At 65.8% G+C, this 22,224-nt stretch carries 20 protein-coding genes; 10 read left to right on the top strand and 10 right to left on the bottom strand.

From position 1 onward, the window contains the following. Positions 1 to 114: 114 nt before the first annotated feature. A complete protein-coding gene (locus tag BDOA9_RS25105) occupies positions 115 to 429 on the bottom strand; it encodes a hypothetical protein (protein WP_025036716.1) in 315 nt (104 codons plus the stop codon). A 59-nt stretch (positions 430 to 488) separates the two neighbouring features. On the opposite strand from BDOA9_RS25105, the gene recO reads away from it, so the two are divergent. From recO to BDOA9_RS25080, 5 genes are all read left to right on the top strand, one after another. After that, positions 489 to 1,241 (top strand): DNA repair protein RecO, encoded by a 753-nt coding sequence (gene recO, locus BDOA9_RS25100; protein WP_025036715.1) that lies wholly within the window; start codon positions 489 to 491, stop codon positions 1,239 to 1,241. Between the two features lie 100 nt (positions 1,242 to 1,341). Next, positions 1,342 to 1,614, top strand: a complete 273-nt coding sequence (locus tag BDOA9_RS25095) for a hypothetical protein (RefSeq protein WP_025036714.1) — start codon at positions 1,342 to 1,344, stop codon at positions 1,612 to 1,614. A 64-nt stretch (positions 1,615 to 1,678) separates the two neighbouring features. Beyond that, a complete protein-coding gene (gene parC / locus BDOA9_RS25090; protein ID WP_025036713.1) occupies positions 1,679 to 3,937 on the top strand; it encodes a DNA topoisomerase IV subunit A in 2,259 nt (752 codons plus the stop codon). Positions 3,938 to 4,331: 394 nt separating this feature from the next. Then, on the top strand, positions 4,332 to 5,882 hold the full coding sequence (locus tag BDOA9_RS25085; RefSeq protein WP_025036712.1) for an ABC transporter substrate-binding protein: 1,551 nt from the start codon (positions 4,332 to 4,334) through the stop codon (positions 5,880 to 5,882). Positions 5,883 to 5,886: 4 nt separating this feature from the next. Continuing rightward, positions 5,887 to 7,431, top strand: a complete 1,545-nt coding sequence (locus BDOA9_RS25080; protein ID WP_025036711.1) for a GMC family oxidoreductase — start codon at positions 5,887 to 5,889, stop codon at positions 7,429 to 7,431. A gap of 636 nt (positions 7,432 to 8,067) precedes the next feature. Here BDOA9_RS25080 and BDOA9_RS25070 read toward each other — a convergent pair. From BDOA9_RS25070 to BDOA9_RS25060, 3 genes are all read right to left on the bottom strand, one after another. Then, entirely contained in the window at positions 8,068 to 8,334 is a 267-nt protein-coding gene (locus BDOA9_RS25070) for a hypothetical protein (RefSeq protein WP_025036709.1), read from the bottom strand. 92 nt (positions 8,335 to 8,426) lie between these two features. Next, the gene (gene chrA, locus BDOA9_RS25065) at positions 8,427 to 9,809 is read right to left on the bottom strand and encodes a chromate efflux transporter (RefSeq protein WP_025036708.1); all 1,383 of its coding nucleotides are present in this window, start codon (positions 9,807 to 9,809) and stop codon (positions 8,427 to 8,429) included. After that, positions 9,809 to 10,627, bottom strand: a complete 819-nt coding sequence (locus BDOA9_RS25060) for a chromate resistance protein ChrB domain-containing protein (protein WP_025036707.1) — start codon at positions 10,625 to 10,627, stop codon at positions 9,809 to 9,811. The genes chrA and BDOA9_RS25060 overlap by 1 nt, the downstream gene beginning before the upstream one ends. Before the next feature lie 196 nt (positions 10,628 to 10,823). Here BDOA9_RS25060 and dmeF point away from each other — a divergent pair, with 196 nt between their 5' ends. Then, a complete protein-coding gene (gene dmeF / locus BDOA9_RS25055) occupies positions 10,824 to 11,780 on the top strand; it encodes a CDF family Co(II)/Ni(II) efflux transporter DmeF (protein WP_025036706.1) in 957 nt (318 codons plus the stop codon). Positions 11,781 to 12,058: 278 nt separating this feature from the next. On the opposite strand, the gene BDOA9_RS25050 is transcribed toward dmeF, so the two are convergent. Continuing rightward, on the bottom strand, positions 12,059 to 12,250 hold the full coding sequence (locus BDOA9_RS25050) for a hypothetical protein (RefSeq protein WP_025036705.1): 192 nt from the start codon (positions 12,248 to 12,250) through the stop codon (positions 12,059 to 12,061). Between the two features lie 31 nt (positions 12,251 to 12,281). Next, positions 12,282 to 13,439: an MFS transporter gene (locus BDOA9_RS25045; RefSeq protein ID WP_025036704.1), complete on the bottom strand. Its 1,158-nt coding sequence runs from the start codon at positions 13,437 to 13,439 to the stop codon at positions 12,282 to 12,284. Between the two features lie 178 nt (positions 13,440 to 13,617). Here BDOA9_RS25045 and BDOA9_RS25040 point away from each other — a divergent pair, with 178 nt between their 5' ends. Beyond that, the gene (locus BDOA9_RS25040) at positions 13,618 to 14,877 is read left to right on the top strand and encodes an adenylate/guanylate cyclase domain-containing protein (protein ID WP_025036703.1); all 1,260 of its coding nucleotides are present in this window, start codon (positions 13,618 to 13,620) and stop codon (positions 14,875 to 14,877) included. Between the two features lie 16 nt (positions 14,878 to 14,893). On the opposite strand, the gene BDOA9_RS25035 is transcribed toward BDOA9_RS25040, so the two are convergent. After that, positions 14,894 to 16,138, bottom strand: coding sequence for an MFS transporter (locus BDOA9_RS25035; RefSeq protein ID WP_025036702.1), 1,245 nt, complete (start codon positions 16,136 to 16,138; stop codon positions 14,894 to 14,896). Positions 16,139 to 16,307: 169 nt separating this feature from the next. Between BDOA9_RS25035 and BDOA9_RS25030 the strand changes: the two genes are divergently transcribed. Further along, positions 16,308 to 17,660 carry an Nramp family divalent metal transporter gene (locus BDOA9_RS25030; protein WP_025036701.1) on the top strand — a complete coding sequence of 451 codons (1,353 nt, stop codon included), beginning with the start codon at positions 16,308 to 16,310 and terminating at the stop codon, positions 17,658 to 17,660. A gap of 188 nt (positions 17,661 to 17,848) precedes the next feature. Here BDOA9_RS25030 and BDOA9_RS25025 read toward each other — a convergent pair whose 3' ends face one another. From BDOA9_RS25025 to hemB, 3 genes are all read right to left on the bottom strand, one after another. After that, the gene (locus BDOA9_RS25025) at positions 17,849 to 18,625 is read right to left on the bottom strand and encodes an arginyltransferase (RefSeq protein ID WP_025036700.1); all 777 of its coding nucleotides are present in this window, start codon (positions 18,623 to 18,625) and stop codon (positions 17,849 to 17,851) included. Positions 18,626 to 18,693: 68 nt separating this feature from the next. Then, positions 18,694 to 19,236, bottom strand: a complete 543-nt coding sequence (locus BDOA9_RS25020; RefSeq protein WP_025036699.1) for an RDD family protein — start codon at positions 19,234 to 19,236, stop codon at positions 18,694 to 18,696. A 176-nt stretch (positions 19,237 to 19,412) separates the two neighbouring features. Continuing rightward, positions 19,413 to 20,474, bottom strand: coding sequence for a porphobilinogen synthase (hemB, locus tag BDOA9_RS25015; protein WP_025036698.1), 1,062 nt, complete (start codon positions 20,472 to 20,474; stop codon positions 19,413 to 19,415). 122 nt (positions 20,475 to 20,596) lie between these two features. On the opposite strand from hemB, the gene BDOA9_RS25010 reads away from it, so the two are divergent. Beyond that, positions 20,597 to 21,100 carry a DUF6163 family protein gene (locus BDOA9_RS25010; protein ID WP_025036697.1) on the top strand — a complete coding sequence of 168 codons (504 nt, stop codon included), beginning with the start codon at positions 20,597 to 20,599 and terminating at the stop codon, positions 21,098 to 21,100. Positions 21,101 to 21,583: 483 nt separating this feature from the next. Next, a complete protein-coding gene (ldtR, locus tag BDOA9_RS25005) occupies positions 21,584 to 22,102 on the top strand; it encodes a transcriptional regulator LdtR (RefSeq protein WP_025036696.1) in 519 nt (172 codons plus the stop codon). The last annotated feature ends 122 nt before the right edge of the window (positions 22,103 to 22,224 follow it).

The following is a 22,224-nucleotide window of genomic DNA, read 5'->3' as shown; positions in this document are numbered from 1 at the left end:
CTGTAGGGTGGGCAAAAGGCGCGCTCTTGCGCGCCGTGCCCACCATCTCACCATGGTCGTAAAAGATGCGTGGGCACGCTTCGCTTTGCCCACCCTACGAGTCCGCTGGCCGCCCTACGATCGGTAGGCTTGGGCGATGATCACCGCGCTTGCGATGATGGCCCAGATGACGAAGCCGGCGATCACACCGAGCGCCGGGGACAGGATCAACCGACCTTCACTGGGGCGCCTGATGTGCAAGGCGCCGGTCCAGCCGATGCGGGTGAGACGTTCCGGAAATTCGACTCTGACCTTGCCGAATGTGGCCGCGAACAACAGAGCGAACGCTGTGAAATAGAAAATGGTCGGCAGCGCATCGAAAATGGTCCACCAGACGACCCCGATTACCAACTCGACGATCGGGCCGATCAAACCGGCAATGAAGTCCATTGTGATTTCCAGGCGAGTCCGAACTTCTGCGCCAAAGCATAGCGCGTTATACTTAGCACATGGAATGGACCGATGAAGGCATCGTGCTGGGGGTGCGGCGGCATGGCGAGTCCAGCGCCATCGTCGAGCTCTTGACGCGCGCCCATGGCCGGCATCTCGGCCTCGTCCGCGGCGGCGCCGGCTCGCGGATGCGGCCGCTGCTGCAGCCGGGGAACAGCGTCAGCGCGGTGTGGCGGGCGCGGCTCGACGAGCATCTGGGCACCTATGCGATCGAGGGATTGAAGCTGCGTGCGGCGACGCTGCTGGGGTCATCCCATGGCGTCTATGGCGTCACCCATCTGGCCTCGATCGCGCGGCTGTTGCCGGAGCGCGATCCGCATGAAGAGATCTTCGCGCTGCTAGAGCATTCGCTCGACGATTTCGACGACATCGGCAGTGCGGCCGTGCACCTGATCCATTTCGAGCTGGCGATGCTCACTGAACTGGGTTTCGGCCTGGCGCTGGATAATTGTGCGGTGACCGGCGAGACGGCGGACCTGATCTATGTCTCGCCGAAATCCGGCGGCGCGGTATCGCGCGGCGCGGGCGAGCCGTGGCGCGACCGGTTGTTGCGGTTGCCGCCGTTCCTGCGCCAAGGCGAAACCGCGAGCGAACTCACCGACCAGGACCTCCAGGACGGCTTCCGGCTCACCGGCCTGTTCCTGCTCCGCCACGTGCTGGAGCCCCGCGGGCAGGGGCATTCCGATGCGCGGGCCGGCTTCATCAACGCCCTGATGCGGCAGCAGGCGAGGGCGGCCATCCCCGCGCCATGACGTAACGGCTGCCTAGACTTGCACTGGGGCATGCGGTTCCAGGGAACGAAATCGGCCTGAGCGGATTTGCCGTGAGGTTCCACATCGGGGGACAGCCCAAATGTTGATCAAGGGACTCGCCTTGTCCGCGACGCTGCTTGCGTTCGCGCCCGACGCCATGGCCGGCGAGCCGCAGCCCGGGGTATTTCGCCGGGCCTCGTGCACGGTGGTGCGATACTACGTTGCGAAATATTCCGCTGCGGCCGCAGAGACATGGGCGCGGTCCAAGGGGGCGACGGATGCCGAGATCGAGGCGGCCCGCCGTTGCTTGACCAATGCTCCGGGCCCAGCCCAGCCGCAGACCCAACCCGTGACGGCCGGCTGGGCAGGCTAGCAGGCCGCCCACAGGGAACCATTCGATCCTTGCCCGATTCGCTTCCACGGTTTAACCGGGCGGCATGGGAAAACGAATCGTTCCGCCGGAAGAACCGGCTGAAATCCACGAGGTGCCGCTGCGTGAGGCGCTGGAAGAGCGCTATCTCGCTTATGCCCTCTCGACCATCATGCACCGTGCGCTGCCGGACGCGCGCGATGGCCTGAAGCCGGTGCACCGGCGCATCCTTTACGGCATGCGCCTGCTCAGGCTCGACCCCGGCACGGCCTTCAAGAAATCCGCCAAGATCGTCGGCGACGTGATGGGCTCGTTCCATCCGCACGGCGACCAGGCGATCTACGACGCCATGGTCCGCCTCGCGCAGGATTTCTCCTCGCGCTATCCGCTGGTCGACGGCCAGGGCAATTTCGGCAATATCGACGGCGATAACCCCGCCGCCTACCGCTACACCGAAGCGCGCATGACCGACGTCGCGCGGCTTCTGCTTGAGGGCATCGACGAGGACGGCGTCGAGTTCCGCGCCAATTACGACGGCCAGTCGAAAGAACCCGTGGTCCTGCCGGGCGGTTTCCCGAACCTGCTCGCCAACGGCGCACAGGGCATCGCCGTCGGCATGGCGACCTCGATCCCGCCGCACAATGCCGCCGAGCTTTGCGAAGCTGCGCTGCATCTGATCGAGAAGCCCGACGCCAAGTCCAAGGCGCTGATGCGGTGGGTGAAGGGCCCGGATTTCCCGACCGGCGGAATCTGCGTCGATTCCAAGCAGGCGATTGCGGAGGCCTACACCACCGGCCGCGGCTCGTTCCGCGTCCGGGCGCGGTGGACGCAGGAAGAGGGCGCACGCGGCACCTGGGTCGTCGTCGTCACCGAGATTCCGTTCCTGGTGCAGAAGTCGCGCCTGATCGAGAAGGTCGCCGAGCTGCTGGACCAGAAGAAGCTGCCGCTGGTCGGCGACATCAGGGACGAGTCGGCCGAAGACGTCCGCATCGTGATCGAGCCGAAGTCGAAGAACGTCGATCCGGCGCTGATGATGGAATCGCTGTTCCGGCTCACCGAGCTCGAGAACAAGATTCCGCTGAATCTCAACGTGCTGATCAAGGGCCGCATCCCCAAGGTCGTGGGGCTCGCGGAGTGCTTGCGCGAATGGCTCGACCATCTGCGCGACGTCCTGATCCGCCGCACCAATTACCGCAAGGGCGAGATCGAGCATCGGCTCGAAATCCTCGGCGGCCTGCTGATCGCCTATCTCAACATCGACGAGGTGATCCGGATCATCCGCAACGAGGACGAGCCGAAGCCGGCCTTGATAAAGGCGTTCAAGCTCACCGACTTGCAGGCCGATTCCATCCTCAACATGCGGCTGCGCAATCTGCGCAAGCTCGAGGAAATGGCGATCCGCACCGAGGACAAGGATCTGCGCAAGGAGCTGAAGGGCATCCAGGCCCTGCTGGCCTCCGAAGCCGAGCAGTGGAAGAAGGTCGGCGAGCAGGTCGGCAAGGTCCGCGACATGTTCGGACCCAAGACGCCGCTCGGCAAGCGACGCACCACCTTCGCAGATGCGCCCGAGCATGATCTCGCCGCGATGGAGGAAGCCCTCGTTGAGCGCGAGCCTGTCACCGTCGTCGTCTCCGACAAGGGCTGGATCCGCACCATGAAGGGCCATGTCGAGGATCTCTCGGGCCTGGCCTTCAAGCAGGACGACAAGCTCGGCTTCGCCTTCTTCGCCGAGACGACCTCGAAGCTGCTGCTGTTCGCCACCAACGGCAAGTTCTACTCGCTCGACGTTGCGAAGCTGCCGGGCGGACGCGGCCATGGCGAGCCGATCCGCCTGTTCATCGACCTCGAGCAGGAGGCCGCGCCCGTCGCGCTGTTCGTCAACAAGGGCGGCCGCAAATTCCTGGTCGCCAGCCATGAAGGCCAGGGTTTTGTGGTCAACGAGGACGATTGCGTCGGCACCACCAAGAAGGGCAAGCAGGTCCTCAACGTGGAGATGCCGAACGAGGCGCGCGCGATCACCGAGGTGACGGGCGACACCGTCGCGGTGATCGGCGAGAACCGCAAGATGCTGGTCTTCCCGCTCGATCAGGTGCCGGAGATGGCGCGCGGCCGCGGCGTGCGCCTGCAGAAATACAAGGACGGCGGCCTGTCCGACGTGACGGTATTCGACGCCAAGGCGGGCCTGACCTGGAAGGACTCCGCAGGACGCGAATTCTCCGCGACCATGAAGGAGCTTAGCGAGTGGCAAGGCACCCGCGCCGACGCCGGCCGCCTGCCGCCGAAGGGTTTCCCGAAGTCGAACAAGTTCGGCCGGGTGATCGGGTAGGGCTTGTGTCCCGGACGCGCTGCAACGCATCTTCGCGTTGCTGCGCAGAGCCGGGACCCAGGCGATCCCGATTGCACGACGACATGGGCCCGGCTCAGCAGCGCACCGCTGAAGTGACGCTGCGCTACGTCCGGGGCACGAGAGCGTGTGTTGAGCGCATCTCTCTCCAAGCCGTCATTGCGAGCGCAGCGAAGCAATCCACTGCCTCCGCGGAAAGACTATGGATTGCTTCGCTGCGCTCGCAATGACGGGGATGCAATAGCCTCGTTCTCCAACTCAAGGTGTGTGCATCCTGCAAACGCGTGGCAGCTAGCCACGGGCGCATACGTGCGGGCACGAACATTGCTTTTTCCTGGCGACTGCAAACGGCTGGTCAAAAGGCAAAAACACTCCAATGCTCAAACTGAAGGCTTTCCTTCCGGCGCTGTTCGGCCTCGCGCTGGTGGCGGCGCCCGCGCATGCGGCGGGCAATCTCGTCGCGGTGCTCGAGGCGGAGATCGTCACGCTCGATCCGCATTTCTCCACGGCCTATGTTTCGCGCACGTTCGGCTACATGGTGTTCGACACGCTGTTTGCGAAAGATGCCAAGGGCGAGATCAAGCCGCAAATGGTGCAGGACTGGAAGGTCTCGCCCGACGGGTTGACCTATACGTTCACGCTGCGCGACGGCCTGAAATGGCATGACGGCCAGCCGGTCACAGCTGCCGATTGCGTTTCCTCGCTGCGTCGCTGGGGCACGCGCAGCGCGCTCGGCCGCCGCATCTTCGCGATCACGGCTTCGCTCGAGCCGACGGACGCGAAAACCTTCGTGCTGACGCTGAAAGAGCCGTCCGGTCTCGTCATCGACGCACTCGGCAATCCCGTCAGCCCGGTCGCTTTCATGATGCCCGAGCGCATCGCCAAGACGCCGGGCGACCAGCGCGTCACCGAGATCATCGGCTCCGGACCGTTCGTCTACAGCAAGGCCGAGCACCGCACCGGCGACCGGATGATCTTGAAGAAGTTCGGCGACTATGTGCCGCGCCCCGAGCCCGCGGACTTCCTGGCCGGCGGCAAGCGCGTCAATGTCGACACGCTCGAGGTCCGCGTCATTCCCGATGGCGCGACCGCCGCCTCTGCGCTGCAGGCCGGCGAAGTGGATTTCATGCAGTACGCGCCGTTCGATCTGCTGCCGCAGCTGGAGAAGAACACGCGCGTCAAGCTCGTCAACTTCACCGGCGGCAACATGTTCGCCGGCGCCTACCGTCTCAACGCAGCCTCGAAGCCGTTCGATGATCCGGAAATCCGCCGCGTGCTGTGGAAGCTGGTCGACCAGCGCGAAGTGCTGGATGCGCTCGGGCTCGACGCCAAATACGCCACGCCTTGCGCGACCTACTTCACCTGCGGCACCACATACGAGAGCAATGCCGGCACGGAAGCGGCGGCCAAGCCCTCGATCGAAGCGGCCAAGGCTGCGCTGAAGGCGACCAAATATGCCGGCGAGCCGGTGGTCGTGATGCAGGCCAACGACCTCGAAGCCCCGCGCGTTTCGGCGCAGGTGCTCGCCGAGCGGCTGAAGGCTGCCGGCTTCAACGTCGACCTGCAGGTGATGGACTGGGCGAGCGTGCTGGCGCGCCGCGCCAAGAAGGAGGGCTGGAGCGTCTATGGCGTTCACGCCGGCGGCTTCGATCTGGGCTCGCCGCTGACCAATGTCATGGTCGCCTTCAACTGTGCCGACTTCACCGGCTGGCAATGCGATGCGCGCATCACGCCGCTGATGGAAGCCTTCGCCAAGGCGCCGGCCGAGGCGGCCCGGAAGAAGATCGCGGGCGAGATCCAGGCTGTCATGTACGATCAGGCGCCGGCCATTCCATGGGGCCAGTTCGCCCAGCCGGCCGCCTATCGCGCCACTCTGCGCGGTCTGATACCGTCCGCCATCCCGGTGTTCTGGAATGTTGAGAAGTAACGCGATGTACGATGTCATTGTTGTCGGCGGCGGCTCCGCTGGCGCCGCTGTGGCCGCACGGCTCTCCGAAGATCCGGCACGGCGCGTGCTGCTGCTGGAGGCGGGGCTCGACTGGCGCGCTGACGAGGCGCCCTGGGAGGTGAGGACGCCGAATCCGATCCCGATCATCCACAAGCGCGAGTATCAGGAGAAATGGCAATGGCCAGATCTTCTGACGCGCCGCGTCGCCGGGCAGGAGCCGCGCTTCTACTGGCGCGGCAAGGGGCTCGGCGGTTCGTCGATGATGAACGGCCAGATCGCGATCCGCGGCGTTGCCGATGCCTTCGACGAATGGGCGGCCAATGGATGCGCCGGCTGGTCGGCGAAAGAGGTGATGCCGCTGTTCTCGGTGATCGAGGACGATCTGGAGTTCGGCGATGCCGCGGGACACGGACGCGGCGGGCCGTTGCCGGTCTATCGCGCGCCGCCGCAGACTTGGGGCCCGATCGACCGGGGCCTGCGCGATGCGGCGCTGGGATGCGGCTATCCCTGGTGCGCCGACGTCAATGGTCCGGATGGCGAGGGTGTTGCGTGCTATCCCATCAACAGCCGCAACTTGCGCCGCATCACCACCAACGAAGGCTATCTCGAGCCGGCGCGCGGGCGCTCCAATCTGGAGATCCGCGGGAATGCGCTGGTCGATCGCGTGCTGATCAGCGGCGGACGGGCCACCGGCGTCCGCGTTCACATCGAAGGGCAGGGCACCCAGGAGATCAGCGCACGCCAGATCGTGCTGTGCGCCGGCGCCATCCACAGTCCGGCGATCTTGCTGCGCTCGGGCATCGGGCCGGCCGAGGAACTCAAGGCGATGGGGATCAACGTCGAGCGTGATCTGCCGGTCGGCCGCCACTTCTTCGATCACCCGCTGTTTCGCGCCACGATCCAGCTCCGGGAGGAGATTCGTCCCACCGATCCCGATACGCGCCACACCAATTGCTGCGTGACCTATTCCTCCGGCCTCGCCGATGGCGGCAAGCGCGACATGATCCTGATCGCGTTCAACCATCGCGGCATCGGTAACCCCGGCGCGATCGGCGCGGGGTTGTTCAACGCCTATTCGCGTGGGACGCTCAAGCTGGCCTCGACCGATCCCGCAATTGATCCGGTCGTCGAGGAGAACATGCTCGCCGATCCCCGCGACATGCTGCGCATGATGGATGCGGTGAAACGCCTCGCGGTCATCACGTCGCAGCCGGCGCTGTCAGGCATCGCCGACTGGATCCGGCTCGCCGACACGGATTTGACGCTGCCGCAGGCCGCCAGCCTGCCGGATCACGAGCTCGATTCGGTGCTGCGGCGAGAGACCGGCGATATTCAGCATGCCGCCGGCAGCTGCCGCATGAGCGGCGTCGGCGACGCGGATGGCGTGGTCAACCCGGACGGCACCGTGAAAGGGATCAGCGGCCTGCGCGTCGCCGACGCATCCATCATGCCGTCCGATTGCCGCGCCAACACGCACTTCACCACGGTGGTGATCGGGGAAGCGATCGCGCGGATGATGATGCGGTAGCCGGCGGCCACGATTCAAGCCGCGTTCATGGTGGTCATGCGCGCTTCGCGGGAGGTGCGTCGAGTGGCCGCGGGACGAGACTCAATTCAACGTTGTGCGACATCGTTCCTACGAATGTCGAAGACCTCCGACGAATATCATCAGGAACGTTTGCGCGCGGCTTCGATTGGCATGTCATCGTCAATCGGAGTCTGAACAATGCGAAAGACAATCTTCTCAGTGACCATGTGTGCGTTGCTTGCTGGCGCGTCGATCGGGTTTGCCCATGCGCAGGCAGGCGGAGGCGCTGGCGGCGCAGGTGGAGCGGGCGGCGCGGGTGCGGGCGCCAGCGCTGGAGGAACCGGCGCCGGTTCGGGTAGCGGAACGAGCGGCACGACTGGCGCTGGAACAGGGCCGGGCGGTGCTGGCGCGGTCGGCGGCACTGCTGCAGGATCCAGCGCAAGCACCAGTGGGAACGGCGCGGGCAGCGCCGGCCAGGGTGGCCCTCAGACCATCCGTCCCGGCGGGTCCAATGATCCGACCCGAAGGTAACGACATTCTCGCCTTGTGACTTGAAGAAAGGGAAGCTGCGGAGTTCAACTCAGCAGCTTCCCAACGATCGGCCATGTGCCGCCGCCGACGAGCAATACGAGTTCTCTACGGGCTGAACAAGCTGCGGAGGAACCGCTCCTTTTCGCCGGGCGCGTAACCTTGAGAAGCACCGAAATAAGGCTCCGTGGCGCCGGGGTAGACCGCAGTCCCGTGCGGCGCCGGCGCGTAGGCAAAGCCGGTAGCCGGACCCGGCGGGATCATGCCCTGATTGGGATGAACAGCCGCATCCCGCCGGTGTGCATGATGCACCTGTGCCGCGTCGGCGACGCCGCCCAAGGTAATGAGAAAACTCAAGGCCAAAATGAAACGCATTGCTGTTTCTCCAAACGCCCCGCCTGCTTAATTGGCGTTCGGCCGGAGCGCTCCAACGCATATTGGCCTCACGATTGGTCACATCCCCGGCATCAGATCACCCCCGCCAGCCTCAGTACCACGCCCGCCGCGCAGCTGCCCGCCAGCACCGTCAGCATCCCCAGCTTGAACCGGAAGATCGCCGTTGCCGCCGCGATCGCCAGCACCAGCGCAGGCACGTCGACGCTTCTCAGCACCGGCATGTCGAAGTTCAGCGGAAACGCATGCACCGGCACGGTCTCGCGGAACAGGATGTGGAGTGCGAACCAGATCGAGAGGTTGAGGATCACGCCGACGACGGCGGCGGTGATGGCGCTGAGCGCGCCGGCGAGGCCCGTATTGCCGCGCAGGCGCTCGATATAGGGGGCGCCAACGAAGATCCAGAGGAAGCAGGGCGTGAAGGTCACCCATGTCGCGAGCAGTCCGCCGAGCGTCGCCGCCAGCATCGGCGACAGCCCGCTCGGGTCGCGATAAGCCGCCATGAAGCCGACGAACTGCAGCACCATGATCAGCGGGCCCGGTGTGGTCTCGGCCATGCCGAGGCCGTCCAGCATCTCGTGCGGCCTGAGCCAATGATAATGCTCGACCGCCTGCTGCGCGACATAGGCCAGCACCGCATAGGCGCCGCCGAAGGTGACCAGCGCCATCTTCGAGAAGAACAATGCGATCTGGCTGAAGACATTCGCCTGGCCGAAGGCCATCAGCAGCGCGATCACCGGCACCAGCCAAAGCGCCAGCCACAATGCACCGACGCGGATCGCGCGCGCCGTATTGGGCCGGACGTGATCGGGCACGGCCTCGCCCAGCATGCTGTCGATCGCGGCGCCGCCGCCATGGCCGTGACCAGCCGGGGCGAACTCCGGACGGCCGCTTCGCGCGCCGGCATAGCCGATGAGGCCGGCGGCGATGATGATGATCGGGAAGGGGACCGCGAAGAAGAAGATCGCGACGAAGGCCGCCACCGCGAGCGCGATCATGATGCGGTTCTTCAGCGCGCGTTTGCCGACGCGCACCACGGCCTCGACGACGATGGCGAGCACGGCGGCCTTGAGACCGAAGAACAGCGCCTCGACGAAGCTGACATTGCCGAAGGCGGCATAGATGTAGCTCAGGCCCATGATGGCGATGATGCCGGGCAGGATGAACAGCCCGCCCGCCATCAGTCCGCCAGCGGTGCGATGCATCAGCCAGCCGACATAGGTCGCCAGCTGCTGCGCCTCCGGGCCCGGCAGCAGCATGCAATAGTTCAGCGCGTGCAGGAAACGGACTTCGGAGATCCACTTCTTCTCCTCGACCAGGATACGGTGCATCACCGCGATCTGGCCCGCGGGGCCGCCGAAGCTCAGGCAGGCGACACGGAGCCAGACGTGGAAAGCTTCGTTGAAGCTGATGCCGTGACCGGCATCAGCTCCCGTTCGAGGGCTGCGAACGTCCATTACGCCTTCACCTTGTTGGTCGGCCAGTTGTGGGTCTCGGTGGTGGCGTCGCGGCACCAGCGGTAGAAGGCATCATAGAGCAGCATGCCGGCCTCGAGCTGCTCGAGGTCGTCGTCATACATGCGAGACAGACCGAGCGATGCCGCGAGCAGGCCGGGCGCCTCCGGCGCGAGGTCAGGCCGCGCGGTGTCGGCGCCGCGCACCAGCGTCGCGAGCCGGAGCAGGGGCGGCGTCGCGATGCCGAACTCCTCGATCATCACGTCGAAGGTGCAGTTTTCGCCGCGGTGGCTCCAGAACACGTTCTCGATGTCGAAGGGCGCCGCATTGAAGCGCTCGCCGACGGCAACCACCTCGGACGGCGCGACATAAAGGAACACTGCGCCCGGATCGACGAAGCGGCGGATCAGCCACGGGCAGGCGATGCGGTCGACCTTGGGCCGCGCCCGCGTCACCCACACGGTGCGCCCCTTGGCGTCGCGCGGCGGCAGCTTGCGGGCGTCGACCAGCGGCAGCTTGGCTGCCTTCCAGCCCTCGAAGCCGCCCTCCAGCGTCTCGGCCTGCGCGCCGAGCTGGCGCAACCAGGCCGCGGTGCCTTGCGCGAGCTTCTCGCCGCGCAGGCAGGAGACGACGGCGCGGCGGCCCGCGAAGGCGCTGCCCCAGTCCGTCACGCTGTCGTGGCTGAGCTTGATCGAGCCGGGAATCAGCCGCCGGTCGGCGGCAAAATCCTGCTCGGTGCGCACGTCGATCAGAACGGGCGCGTTCGCCGTGCCGATCAGCCGTGCCATTTTGTCGGATGAGATGGTCGTGAATGGTGACATGATGCGTCCTCGCAAGAACCAAACGGGACGCGATGCTTGGGCCTGTCGCCTCGTGGGGAGATCGCTCAAATCCCCATGGCAGAGATTACAGCGAAACTAAGAAGCACTGTCAATCCGCGGGACGATTGGACCTTAGAAAATTGGTGCCTGCCGTCTATATTGGCGGCCGACGGACCTGAATCTTCGGGAGAATTCGATGCATTCCCATTCCATCGAACAATGGACCCACGACCACGCCTTCCTGGGCGAGAAGCACGACGAGAACGAGCGGCGCACCTGGTTCGTGGTGGTACTGACGCTGGTCATGATGGTCGGCGAGATCGTGGCCGGCTCGCTGTTCGGTTCGATGGCGCTGCTCGCCGACGGCTGGCACATGGGCACCCATGCGGCGGCGCTCGGCATTGCCGCCTTCGCCTATCGCTTTGCGCGGCGGCATCTCGGCAATGCACATTTCACCTTCGGCACCGGCAAGTTCGGCGATCTTGCCGCCTTCGCCAGCGCGGTCATCCTCGGCCTGATCGCGGTCGAGATCGCCTATGAGAGCGTGCTGCGGTTGATCAATCCGGTGCCGATCGTCTACGGCGAGGCGATCGCGGTGGCCGCGCTCGGGCTGTGCGTCAACCTCGCCAGCGTGTGGCTGCTGCGCGACAGCCACGATCATCATCATCACGATCATGTGCATGATGACCACGCCGAGCATGGCCATGAACACGATCATCACCACCATCACCACGACAACAATCTTCGGGCGGCCTATGTCCATGTCATGACCGATGCCGCAACGTCCGTGCTGGCGATCGCAGCGCTTGCCGTCGCGATGTATTCGGGCTGGGTCTGGGCCGACCCGGCGGTGGGCCTGATCGCCAGCGCGGTGATCGGAAGCTGGGCATTCGGCCTGATCAAGTCGTCGGGTGCGGTGCTGCTCGACGTGCGCGCCGACGAGAAGCTGGAGCGGGTGATCCGCGCCCGCATGGAGGTCGGCGAGGATCGCGTGACCGACCTGCATCTCTGGCAGGTCGGGCCTGGCCATTGTGCCGTGCTGCTCTCGGTGGTGTCGGACAAGCCGAAGCAGCCGGCCGTCTACAAGCGGCGGCTCGCGGGGCTGAAGGGTCTCAGCCACGTCACGGTCGAGGTCGAAACCTGTCCGCACTGAGGTGGGGCTATCGCATATGCTTCGCGGCGACGCCGGAGCAAGCGCCTCGCCCTTCGAGACGACCGCTTCGCGGTCTCCTCAGGGTGAGGCTGAACTGTGTCAATGTGCTTTGAAACTGTAGCCGCGCGCGCCGCCCTCATCCTGAGGGCCCGCCCATGGCGGGCGTCTCGAAGGATGTGCCACGAGGAAGGCTGTTTCGGTCCGATCGCCCTGGCATTGACATGGGGCCGCGCGAACTGCCGCGCTGCCGGCACGAGAGCTTTCCGAATGCGTGCGGGTCAGCCTTTAGGCGCGGTCGCCGTCGGCGGGCTCGCCTCCGGCGTCTTCTTCGGCTTCAGCGTGCCGGCGTAGAACGAGAGCAGCCAGACCAGGAGAATCGCGAGCAGATAAACGCCCCAGGCCTGCGGCGGCGTGGTCGCCCAGCGCAGGAGGCCTTTGAACGTGCGGGGCGGGCTGTTGTCGTCGCTCATGGTCCGCTTGTGCGCGAAAGCGTTGTTGCGGTCAATCCGGCCGCCGCCCGGCGCGGATCAGGAACAGTGCTGCCAGCGCCGAGAGGCTGAGCGCGGATGAGACGATCAGCACCTTGGCGCCCATGAGGTCGATGAGCAGGCCGAAGGCGAGCGGCGCCACCGCCTGCGCCATCCGTGCCGGTGCGCCGATGATGCCGAGGCGGTAGCCGAAATCCTTCGGGCCGAAGATCGACAGCGGCAGCGTGCCGCGCGCAATCGTCAGGATGCCGTTGCCGGAGCCGTGGAACAGCGCGAACGCGCTCGCCGCCGCGCCGCCGAAGATCGCGACGATCACCGCGCCGATCGGGTGCGTGAGGCAGGCGAGCCGCGTCGACCACAGCGGATGGAAGCGGCTGAGGAAGCCGGCCTCCAGCATGCGGGCACCGACTTGCGCCGGGCCGATCAATGCGCCGGCCGCGATCGCCTCGGCCGGCGTCGCCCCCGTCGTCTCCAGGATGCGCGGGAAATGCGCGGCCATGGCGCCGGTGACGGTCCAGACCGCCGCAAAGATGAAGGCAAGCAGGATCATGGTGCGGTCGAGCGGCACATGCGGCTTCTCGGCCGCGGCCGCCGCCTGCTTGGCGCCCTTGATCGCCGGCAGCATGAAGAGATTGAGCGGCAGGCCGATCAGGATGTTGGCGGCGGCCCAGGCAAAACAGGTCTCGCGCCAGCCGATATGCGACAGGCCCCAGGCGGTGAGCGGCCAGCCGACGGTGGAGGCGAATCCCGCCATCAGCGTGATGCCGGTGATCGGCCTGCGCGCCTCGGTGCCGTAGATGCGCCCCAAAGCGGCGAAGGCGGCATCGTAGAGCCCCATCGCCATGCCGATGCCGAGCACCAGCCAGGCGATCGCCATCACCGTCACGGATTGCGAGACGCCGAGCAGCACGAGGCCGGCGGCGATGGTCAGGTTGGAGGCCGACAGCACCTGACGGCCGCCGACGAGATCGATCTGCCGTCCGATGCGCGGGCCGAGCATCGCGGAGATCACCAGCGCGGCCGAGAACGCGCCGAAGATCCAGTTGGAGGAGACGCCGAGCTCGCGCCCCATGGGGTCGGCGAGCAGCGCCGGCAGATAATAGCTGGAGGCCCAGGCCAGGGTCTGCGTGGTGCCGAGCGCCAGGATGATCGGAAGCTGGCGCCGGCTCATCTGCGCACGCTTCGAATTCTGGCCGGCAACGTCATCATCACAAGCATTTGCCGCCCGCGCGGCGAGTGCGTCAACCGCGGCTGCGGCATATTCGACCTGCGCGGGACGGGGAACCTTGCGCTCGGCTTACGCCTGGCTTTCGCCTTTCGTTCATCACGAATGCACGCCATAATGGCGCATGCAAGTCACCTCGCGCCTCTCCCTGATGAACTGGATCACCAGCCAGGGGCTTACCGGCCTGCCTGAAAATGAACTGCTCGGTGGCTTCTGCGAGCGCTGCTGCGCCGAGGGGCTGGACCTGTCGCGTGGCCTCGTCGTCATCGACACGCTGCATCCGATCTATGAGGGCCGCGGCTTCCGTTGGAGCGATCGTCCCAGCAACGAGAGCGCTGCCTTCGAATACGGCTCGACCGCAGACGGCGACGCCGCCAAGAGCTGGCGCCGCTCGGTGTTTTTCCACATGCTCGAGAATGGCCACGACGAGATGGTGATCGATCTCGCCGACGCGCCGTCGATGGATTTCTCGCAGCTCGGCGAGCTCGCCGAGAAGGGCCACAAGCACTATCTCGCCTTCGTCCACCGCTTCGGCGAGAACGGCGCGCTCGGCCTGATGGACTGCCTGTATTCCTGCTGGACCACCCGCCGCGAGAGCGGTTTCTCCGGACCGGAGCTGGAAGCGCTGCGCGATCTGGTGCCGGTGCTGGGGCTTGCGATCAAGTCGGCACAGCAGGTCGACATCGCGCGCACCCTCGGCCGGGTCTATCTCGGCCGCGACGCCTCCGAGCAGGTGCTGCGCGGGCGCATCTCGCGCGGCGTCACCGAGCGCATCAACGCCGTGCTGTGGTATTCGGACCTGCGCGGCTCGACCGGGATCAGCGAGAGCATCGGTCCCGACGAGATCATTCCGTTCCTCAATGACTACGCGCAGGCCGTGATCGATCCGATCCACGAGGCCGGCGGCGACGTGCTGAAGCTGATCGGCGACGGCGTGCTCGCGATGTTCTGGGGCGAGGACATGGCGGATGCGCGGCGTGCAGCGCTCCGCGCCGAGCATCTGTTCCGCAAGAACGTCGCCGCGCTGAACGAGCGGCGGGCGGCGGAGGGTCGTCCGACCACGTCGGCCTATATCGGCCTGCATGTCGGCGAGGTCTTCTACGGCAATATCGGCAGCGAGGACCGGCTTGATTTCACCGTGGTCGGCCCGACCGTCAATGAGGTCAGCCGCATCGCCTCGATGAGCCGCTCGGTGGATCGCGAGCTCCTCGCCTCGTCCGAGTTCTACAAAGGCTTAGATGCCGCCGGCCGCCGCTACCTCGTCTCCACCGGCCGCTACGCGCTGCGCGGCATCGGCCGCGCGCAGGATCTCTATACGCTCGATCCGGAGGTCGACGCGAGCGAGCCGGTGATGGGGAGCTACGAGCGCTATCTGGCGGGTTAGGCCGGCGACGATGCGGCTAGCACCGCGCCGCCGCCTCATCTCCCACCATGTCCGGCTGCCGGTCCAGTCCCACTGCCGGCGACTGCAGGATCACCAGCGCCTGCACGCCGAACACGGCGGCGGCGAGATAGAGGCATGCTTCCGCGCTCCAGAGGCCGCCGACGATCGCCCCCAGCGCCGAGCCCAGCGGGCGGGCGCCGTAGCTCATGATGTTGATGGCGGAGACCCGGCCGAGCAGGCGCGGCGGCGTCACGGACTGGCGCAGCGTCGTGGTCGAGATCACCCACAGGATAGGGCCGACGCCGAGCAGGAAGAAGCTGAGACTCGCGAGCCAGGGCGAGGGGACCAGCACTGTCGATGCCATCACCAGGGCGGCGACGAAGCCGGTGACCGGGCCGAGCCCCACCACGGTGCCGAAGGCGATGCGCTTCATCACCCGCGTGGCGAGGAGCGCGCCGATCACCATGCCGACGCCGTACATCGTCAGCACCGCGCCGACCCCGGCGGCGCTCAGGCCGAGATGGCGCACGGCGTAGGGCACGAACACCGCGATCTGCAGGAACCAGCCGGTGTTGAAGATGAACTGGGTGACGAACACCGGCCGCAGCAGCGGATGGCGAAACACGAAGGCCGCGCCTTCGCGGATCTCCTGGAGCGGATGCCGCCGCGGCGCCGGCGCGCGTGCGGGCTCGTAGATGCCGGAGAGCAGCACGACGGCGATGGCCGAGAGCGCCGCGGCAAAGCCGAACGCCGGGCTCGCGCCCCACCATCCCACCAGCACACCGCCGAGCGCAGGGCCGCTGGCGAAGGCAATGGTGCGCGCCAGCTCGATGCGCGCATTCGCCGTCGGCAACAGGTCGGAGCTCACCAGCGAGGGCACCAGCGCCGGCGCTGCCACGCTATAGACGACGGTGCCGCACACGGCAGTGAAGCCGAGCAGGGCCAGCAACGGCAGATTGAGGGCTCCCAGCGCGAGCAGGAGCACGATGGCGGCGAGCGCCACGGCGCGCAGCGCCTCGGCACCCGCCATCAGCCGGCGGCGCGAGATGCGGTCGGCGAGCACGCCGGCGGGAATGGCGAACAGGACGAAGGGCAGGGTGAGCGCGGTCTGCAGCAGGCCAGTCTGCCCTTCGGCCACCCCCAGCGTCAGAACGGCGACGATGGGCGTTGCCGCGAGCGCGATCTGCTCGGCGGACTGCGCCGCGAGATTGGACCAGGCGAGGCGGCTGAAGGTGCCGGGGAGGCGAGCGGGTGTTGACATGGCGCATATCCTGCAGAGGCGAATGTGCGCAATGTTCTCCCCCGATGACCACCAAACCCACCCGCTTCCCGACAAGAGGTGATCTCCCCGGGTCCGCGGCGGGAATGCTTGTCGCTAGATGCAGTTGCAAATGAGTTGCAATAAGAACGAAGTTGGGTATTCTGCCGATATGGATGCCCGATCACCCCACGTGACTACCGATGTCGCCGGCTGGCGCACTGATGCGCCCACCACCAAGAGCCTCGCTGAGGTCAATTCCACAGTCGCCATTCCCGCCGCGGGCCGCTGGTGGCGGCGGCTGCTGGCCTTTGTCGGGCCGGGCTACCTCGTCTCGGTCGGCTACATGGACCCCGGCAATTGGGCGACCGACCTCGCCGGCGGGTCGAAGTTCGGCTACACGCTGCTCTCCGTCATCCTGATCTCGAACTTGATGGCGATCCTGCTCCAGTCGCTCGCCGCACGGCTCGGCATCGTCACCGACCGCGATCTGGCCCAGGCCTGCCGCGCCTCCTATCCGCCGGCGGTGAACTTCCTGCTCTGGCTCGCCTGCGAGGCGGCCATCATCGCCTGCGATCTCGCCGAGGTGATCGGCACGGCGATCGCGCTGAAGCTGCTGTTCGGCATTCCCCTGATCGGCGGCGCGTTGCTCGCAGCCCTCGACGCCTTCCTGCTGCTGCTGCTGATGAACCGGGGCTTCCGCTTCCTGGAGGCTTTCGTCATCGCGCTGCTCGCAGTGATCGCGGTCTGCTTCGCCGTCCAGATCGTTGCTGCGGCCCCGCCGGTCGCGGAGGTCTTGCGCGGGTTCATGCCGAAGAGCGAGATCTTCACCAACTCGGACATGCTCTACATCGCGATCGGCATCATCGGCGCCACCGTGATGCCGCACAATCTCTACCTGCACTCCTCGATCGTGCAGACGCGCGCCTATGAGCGCAACGACACCGGCCGGCGCGAAGCGATCAAATGGGCGACGACGGACTCCACCATTGCGCTGATGCTGGCGCTGTTCATCAACGCCGCGATCCTCGTCGTGGCGGCTGCGACCTTCCACAAAAGCGGCCATTCCGACGTCGCCGAGATCGGCCAGGCCTTCGAGCTGCTGTCGCCGCTGCTCGGTCTCGGCATCGCCTCGACGCTGTTCGCGGTGGCGCTGCTCGCCTCGGGCCTCAATTCGACGGTCACCGCGACGCTCGCCGGCCAGATCGTGATGGAGGGCTTTCTCGACCTGCGCCTGCCGAGCTGGGCGCGCCGCCTGCTGACCCGCGGCATCGCCATCGTTCCCGTGATCATCGTCACCGCGATCTATGGCGAGCGCGGCACGGCGGATCTGCTGGTGTTCAGCCAGGTCGTGCTGTCAATGCAGCTGCCCTTCGCCGTCATTCCGCTGGTCCGCTTCGTCTCCGACCGCCGCAAGATGGGCCAGTTCGCGATTCCGGTGTCAGTTGCTGCGATCGCGTGGATCGTCGCGGGGATCATCGTGGTTTTGAATCTGAAGCTGCTGGCAGATACGTTTTTCGGGTGAGGGGATTCACCGGGCGTTCGCTTCGTCTCGATCGAACTTGTAACCGGAAGAGAGGCGGCCACGGAGAGCCCGCAGGCGCTCAAATAGCTGACCTCGATCGCGCGCACTGAGTTCACGTGCGTCGATCTTTGCTGGAACGCTCTTTTCCGAGTTGTCGTCGATCGGTGAGCCTTTTGATTAGCTCAATGTCAATCCTGCGGCTCTGATGCGGTGTCGCCCTGCGCGTCGATGCGGAGCCAGCCTGACGGGGCGAGGCGCTGCTGCGGCAGGAAGCGGGCCTTGTAGTCCATCTTCTTGGAGCCCTCGATCCAATAGCCGAGATAGACGTAAGGCAGGCCCTGACGTCGCGCGCGGGCGATGTGGTCGAGGATCATGAAGGTGCCCATCGAGCGGCTGACCTGGCCCGGCTCGAAGAACGAATAGACCATCGACAGGCCGTCGCTGAGCACGTCCGTGAGAGCGACTGCGATCAGCTCCTCGCCGCGGCCGGTGATGCCGCTGTCGGGGCCGCGCTTGCGGTACTCGATGATGCGGGTCTCGACATGGCTGTCCTCGACCATCATGGCGTAGTCGAGCACGGTCATGTCGGCCATGCCGCCATGGCGATGGCGGGCGTCGAGATAGGCGCGGAACACCGAATATTGCTCGGAGGTCGGCACCGCGCTGCGCTGCTCGCCGATGATGTCGGCATTGCGCGCCATCACCTTGCGGAAGTTGCGCGAGGGGCGGAACTCGTTGGCGATGACGCGGACCGAGACGCAGGAGCGGCACTGGTCGCAGGCGGGCCGGTAGGCGATCGACTGGCTGCGGCGGAACCCGCCATGGGTCAGCAGGTCGTTGAGGTCGCCGGCGCGTTCCCCCACGAGGTGCGTGAACACCTTGCGCTCGTGCCGGCCCGGCAAATACGGGCAGGGGGAGGGCGCCGTGAGGTAAAATTGTGGGGTGTCGCGCGAGTGCTGGGTCAAGGGACGTCGTGGGCCTCCAAAACAGGCATCAGCATCGCGCTCCAGAAGCGCCCGGTCAATCGATTAGCTCACCACGTCCGCGCCGCCTGCGGTGCGGGTATGCGAACCGAATTGTTGATCACGACCGTTCCCAGCACGAAGTCGTGCAGCAGGCGACGGCGGCCGTTGAACAGGCCGACCAGCACCACGAACGGCGACAGGAACGAGACCGTCACCCAGAACAGCACGGCATGGGTGGCGCCGAGCACGAAATAGCCCGGCGCGCCGTACCAGGTGCGCAGCTCCAGGTCCATCAGGCGCATGCCGACCGTGGCGGAAGACGCGCCGCCGATGCTGGCGCCGTAATAGACGATGGCCCAGATCACGGAGGCCGGCCAGGCGATCCAGAACAGCGCCCAGCCGATGCCGAGCGTGACGACGCCGAACAAGGCGATGAAGACGTAGCCGAGGATCACCGGGACCGAGATCACGACCATGTCGATCAGGAAGGCGAACACCCGCCGCGTCGCGACGCCCCGGAACAGTTCCGGATGCAGGTCGGGGTCGTAGGCGTGCGGTTGCATGGCGCCATCGTTGCGCCAGGCGCCTGAATTGCCCGAGTCGTACGACATAGTCCGTTCTCCCAGCGAAGCCCCGTCGCAGGACATGGGAACAGGCCAAGCCCGTGCCAAGGGCGCGCGGACGGCAGCAAGCCGAAATATTCCGGCGATTCGGGGGCGGAAGGATCGGGCAGTCCTATAGGGTGGGCAAAGGCGCGCTAGCGCCGTGCCCACCATCCTACGAGACCTTACGTTTGGCTGCGCAGCTTCTCTGCGGCCTTCGGCGCAAAATAGCTCAGCACGCCGTCGGCGCCGGCGCGCTTGAAGGCGAGCAGGCTCTCCATCATGGCGCGGTCGCCATCGAGCCAGCCGTTGCCCGCGGCCGCTGCAATCATCGCGTATTCGCCGGACACCTGATAGGCGAAGGTCGGCATCGCGAACGTGTCCTTCACGCGGCGGACCACGTCGAGATAGGGCATGCCGGGCTTCACCATCACCATGTCGGCGCCTTCGGCGATGTCGAGCTCGACCTCGCGCAGCGCTTCATCGGTATTGGCGCTGTCCATCTGATAGGTGCGCTTGTCGCCGGTGAGCGTCTTGGCCGAGCCGATGGCGTCGCGGAACGGGCCATAGAAGGCGGAGGCGTATTTGGCGGCATAGGCCATGATCTGCACGTCGAGCAGGCCGGCGCGGTCCAGCCCCTCGCGGATCGCGGCGACGCGGCCGTCCATCATGTCGGAGGGCGCGATGATGTCGCAGCCGGCTTCAGCCTGCACCAAAGCCTGACGCACCAGCACGGCGACCGTCTCGTCGTTGAGGATCCTGCCGTCCGAGATCAGGCCGTCATGGCCATGGCTGGTGAAGGGATCGAGCGCGACGTCGCAGAGGATGCCGATGTCCGGAAATTCCTTCTTGATCGCACGCACGGCCTGGCAGACCAAATTGTTCGGGTTGGTGGCTTCCGAGCCTTCCTCGTCGCGCAGGGAGGGATCGGTGTAGGGAAACAGCGCGATGCAGGGGATCGTCAGCTTCATGGCGCGCTCGGCCTCGCGCACGGCCTGGTCGACGCTGAGGCGGTCGACGCCGGGCATCGAGGCGACCTGCTCGCGCCTGTTGGTGCCGTCGATCAGGAACAGCGGCCAGATCAGATCGTCGGTGGTGAGGACGTTCTCGCGCACCATGCGCCTGGCCCACTCGGCCTTGCGGTTGCGGCGCGGACGGACGGTCAGATCGAGGGCATGCGGCACCGCGGTGCTGTCCCGGCGCGAAACGTCGCGCAATTCGATCGGACGTCCGTATTTGATCGCCATTACTCTTCCTCCGGCTGGAATTATTCTTATACCAGCTCGCATGGTTCCCGTCACCGCGGCTTGACCTGCCGCAAGTGATGGCAGCCGATTGATTTTGCGGGCCGAAGCAGCCAGAAGGGGCCATGTCCGAGATCTCCACCCGCGATGCGGCCCAGGGCGGCGCCAACGCCAGGGACGCGGCCCGAGACACTGCCAGAGAGAGCGCGCTCTCGGTGGCGGCGATCTCCTCGGAGCGCTCGGAGTCCGACGACAATGTCTGGACCCGCCGGCTGGTGCTGTTCCTGCGGGTGATGGCGCTGCTCTCGATCCTCAAAGGCCTCTATCACTGGGCGCAGGTCACCGGCTTCGTCGGCGGCGAGGACGAAGCGTTCGAGAACCAGTCGATGGCCTGGCAGGCCGCGACCGTCTACTTCGCCGTGATCGAGCTCGTCGCCGCCGTCGGCCTCTGGCTGGCGACGCCCTGGGGCGCGGTGGTGTGGCTGACGACCGTGGTGTCGATGGCGGTGATCGAGCTGATGTTCCCGGGAATCTACGGCGGCAGCCTCGTCGTGGTCGGCGTCGAGGTCTTCATGCTTGCCGCCTATCTCGCGCTCGCCTGGATGGCCGCGCGCGAGCGGCCGCCGTAGCGATCGCGAGTCAGGCATCTTTGTAGGATGGGTAGAGCGAAGCGAAACCCATCATTGTCGCGCGGATGCATCGATGGGTTTCGCTTCGCTCTACCCATCCTACGATCTGTCCAGCTCCGGGACACGAGAGGTTTCACGCGCGTTTGGTTGACCGCTGGTTGCCTAAAATTCGAGGTAAGTTTTCATTGACCAGGGCGGTTCCGCCACAGCTCTTACGCGTGCGTTTCGAAACAGGGCGGGGCTGTTCTGGAATGCGACAACAGGGGCGGACGGAGGGTGAACAGGACCTTGCGAAGGTCAACAGAGGCTTTCGAAAAGTGCTTGTGGCACAGACTTAATGCGCAATTCACTCTCTTAAATTCATGATCTCTTTATTCTCTTATTTAAGCCGATGTTCAAACGCCCCCCTTAAGTTGCACCTATCAGACGGGACACAAGTTTCGTCGAATAAGTGTCGATAAAAACGACAACAGGGGAAGTGTCATGATGAAAGCCGTCGCAACTGCGGCAGATACCGCAGAGCGCGTCTCCGGCCAGCAGGGTTCGGTGCAGTCGCTCTATCTGGAAGCTTTGACTCTGGTGGAGCGGCTGCATCGCCGGCTCCTCGACGTGATCAAGGACGAATTCGATCGCCGCGGCCGCGCGGACATCAACTCGGTCCAGGCGCTCTTGCTCTACAACATCGGCGACAAGGAGCTGACCGCGGGCGAATTGCGCACGCGCGGTTACTATCTCGGCTCCAACGTCTCCTACAATCTGAAGAAGCTCGTCGAGCTCGGCTTCCTCGATCATCAGCGCTCGCGCGTCGATCGCCGCTCGGTGCGCATCCGCCTGACCCCGCAGGGCCAGGAAGTCCGCCGCATCGTCGATGCGCTCTACCAGAAGCACGTCAAGACGGTGGAGCAGGTCGGCGGCATCTCCGGCGACGAGTTCGCGACCCTCAACAAGTCGCTGCACCGTCTGGAGCGGTTCTGGACCGACCAGATCCTCTATCGCCTCTGAGTTTCAACGGGATCAGGGCGAAGCCGGCCCGCAACAAGACCGGCAGCCCTCCCGAACGTGCCTGACTTCCCCAAGCGCGCCGGTCCGGAGTTGCCCCCGGACCGGTGCGTTGATGTTTTCGC

The sequence above is a fragment of the Bradyrhizobium sp. DOA9 genome, from assembly GCF_000617845.2.
GTDB lineage: Bacteria > Pseudomonadota > Alphaproteobacteria > Rhizobiales > Xanthobacteraceae > Bradyrhizobium.
Note: the sequence above shows the minus strand (reverse complement) of the source record. Positions and strands in the feature narration are given on the sequence as shown.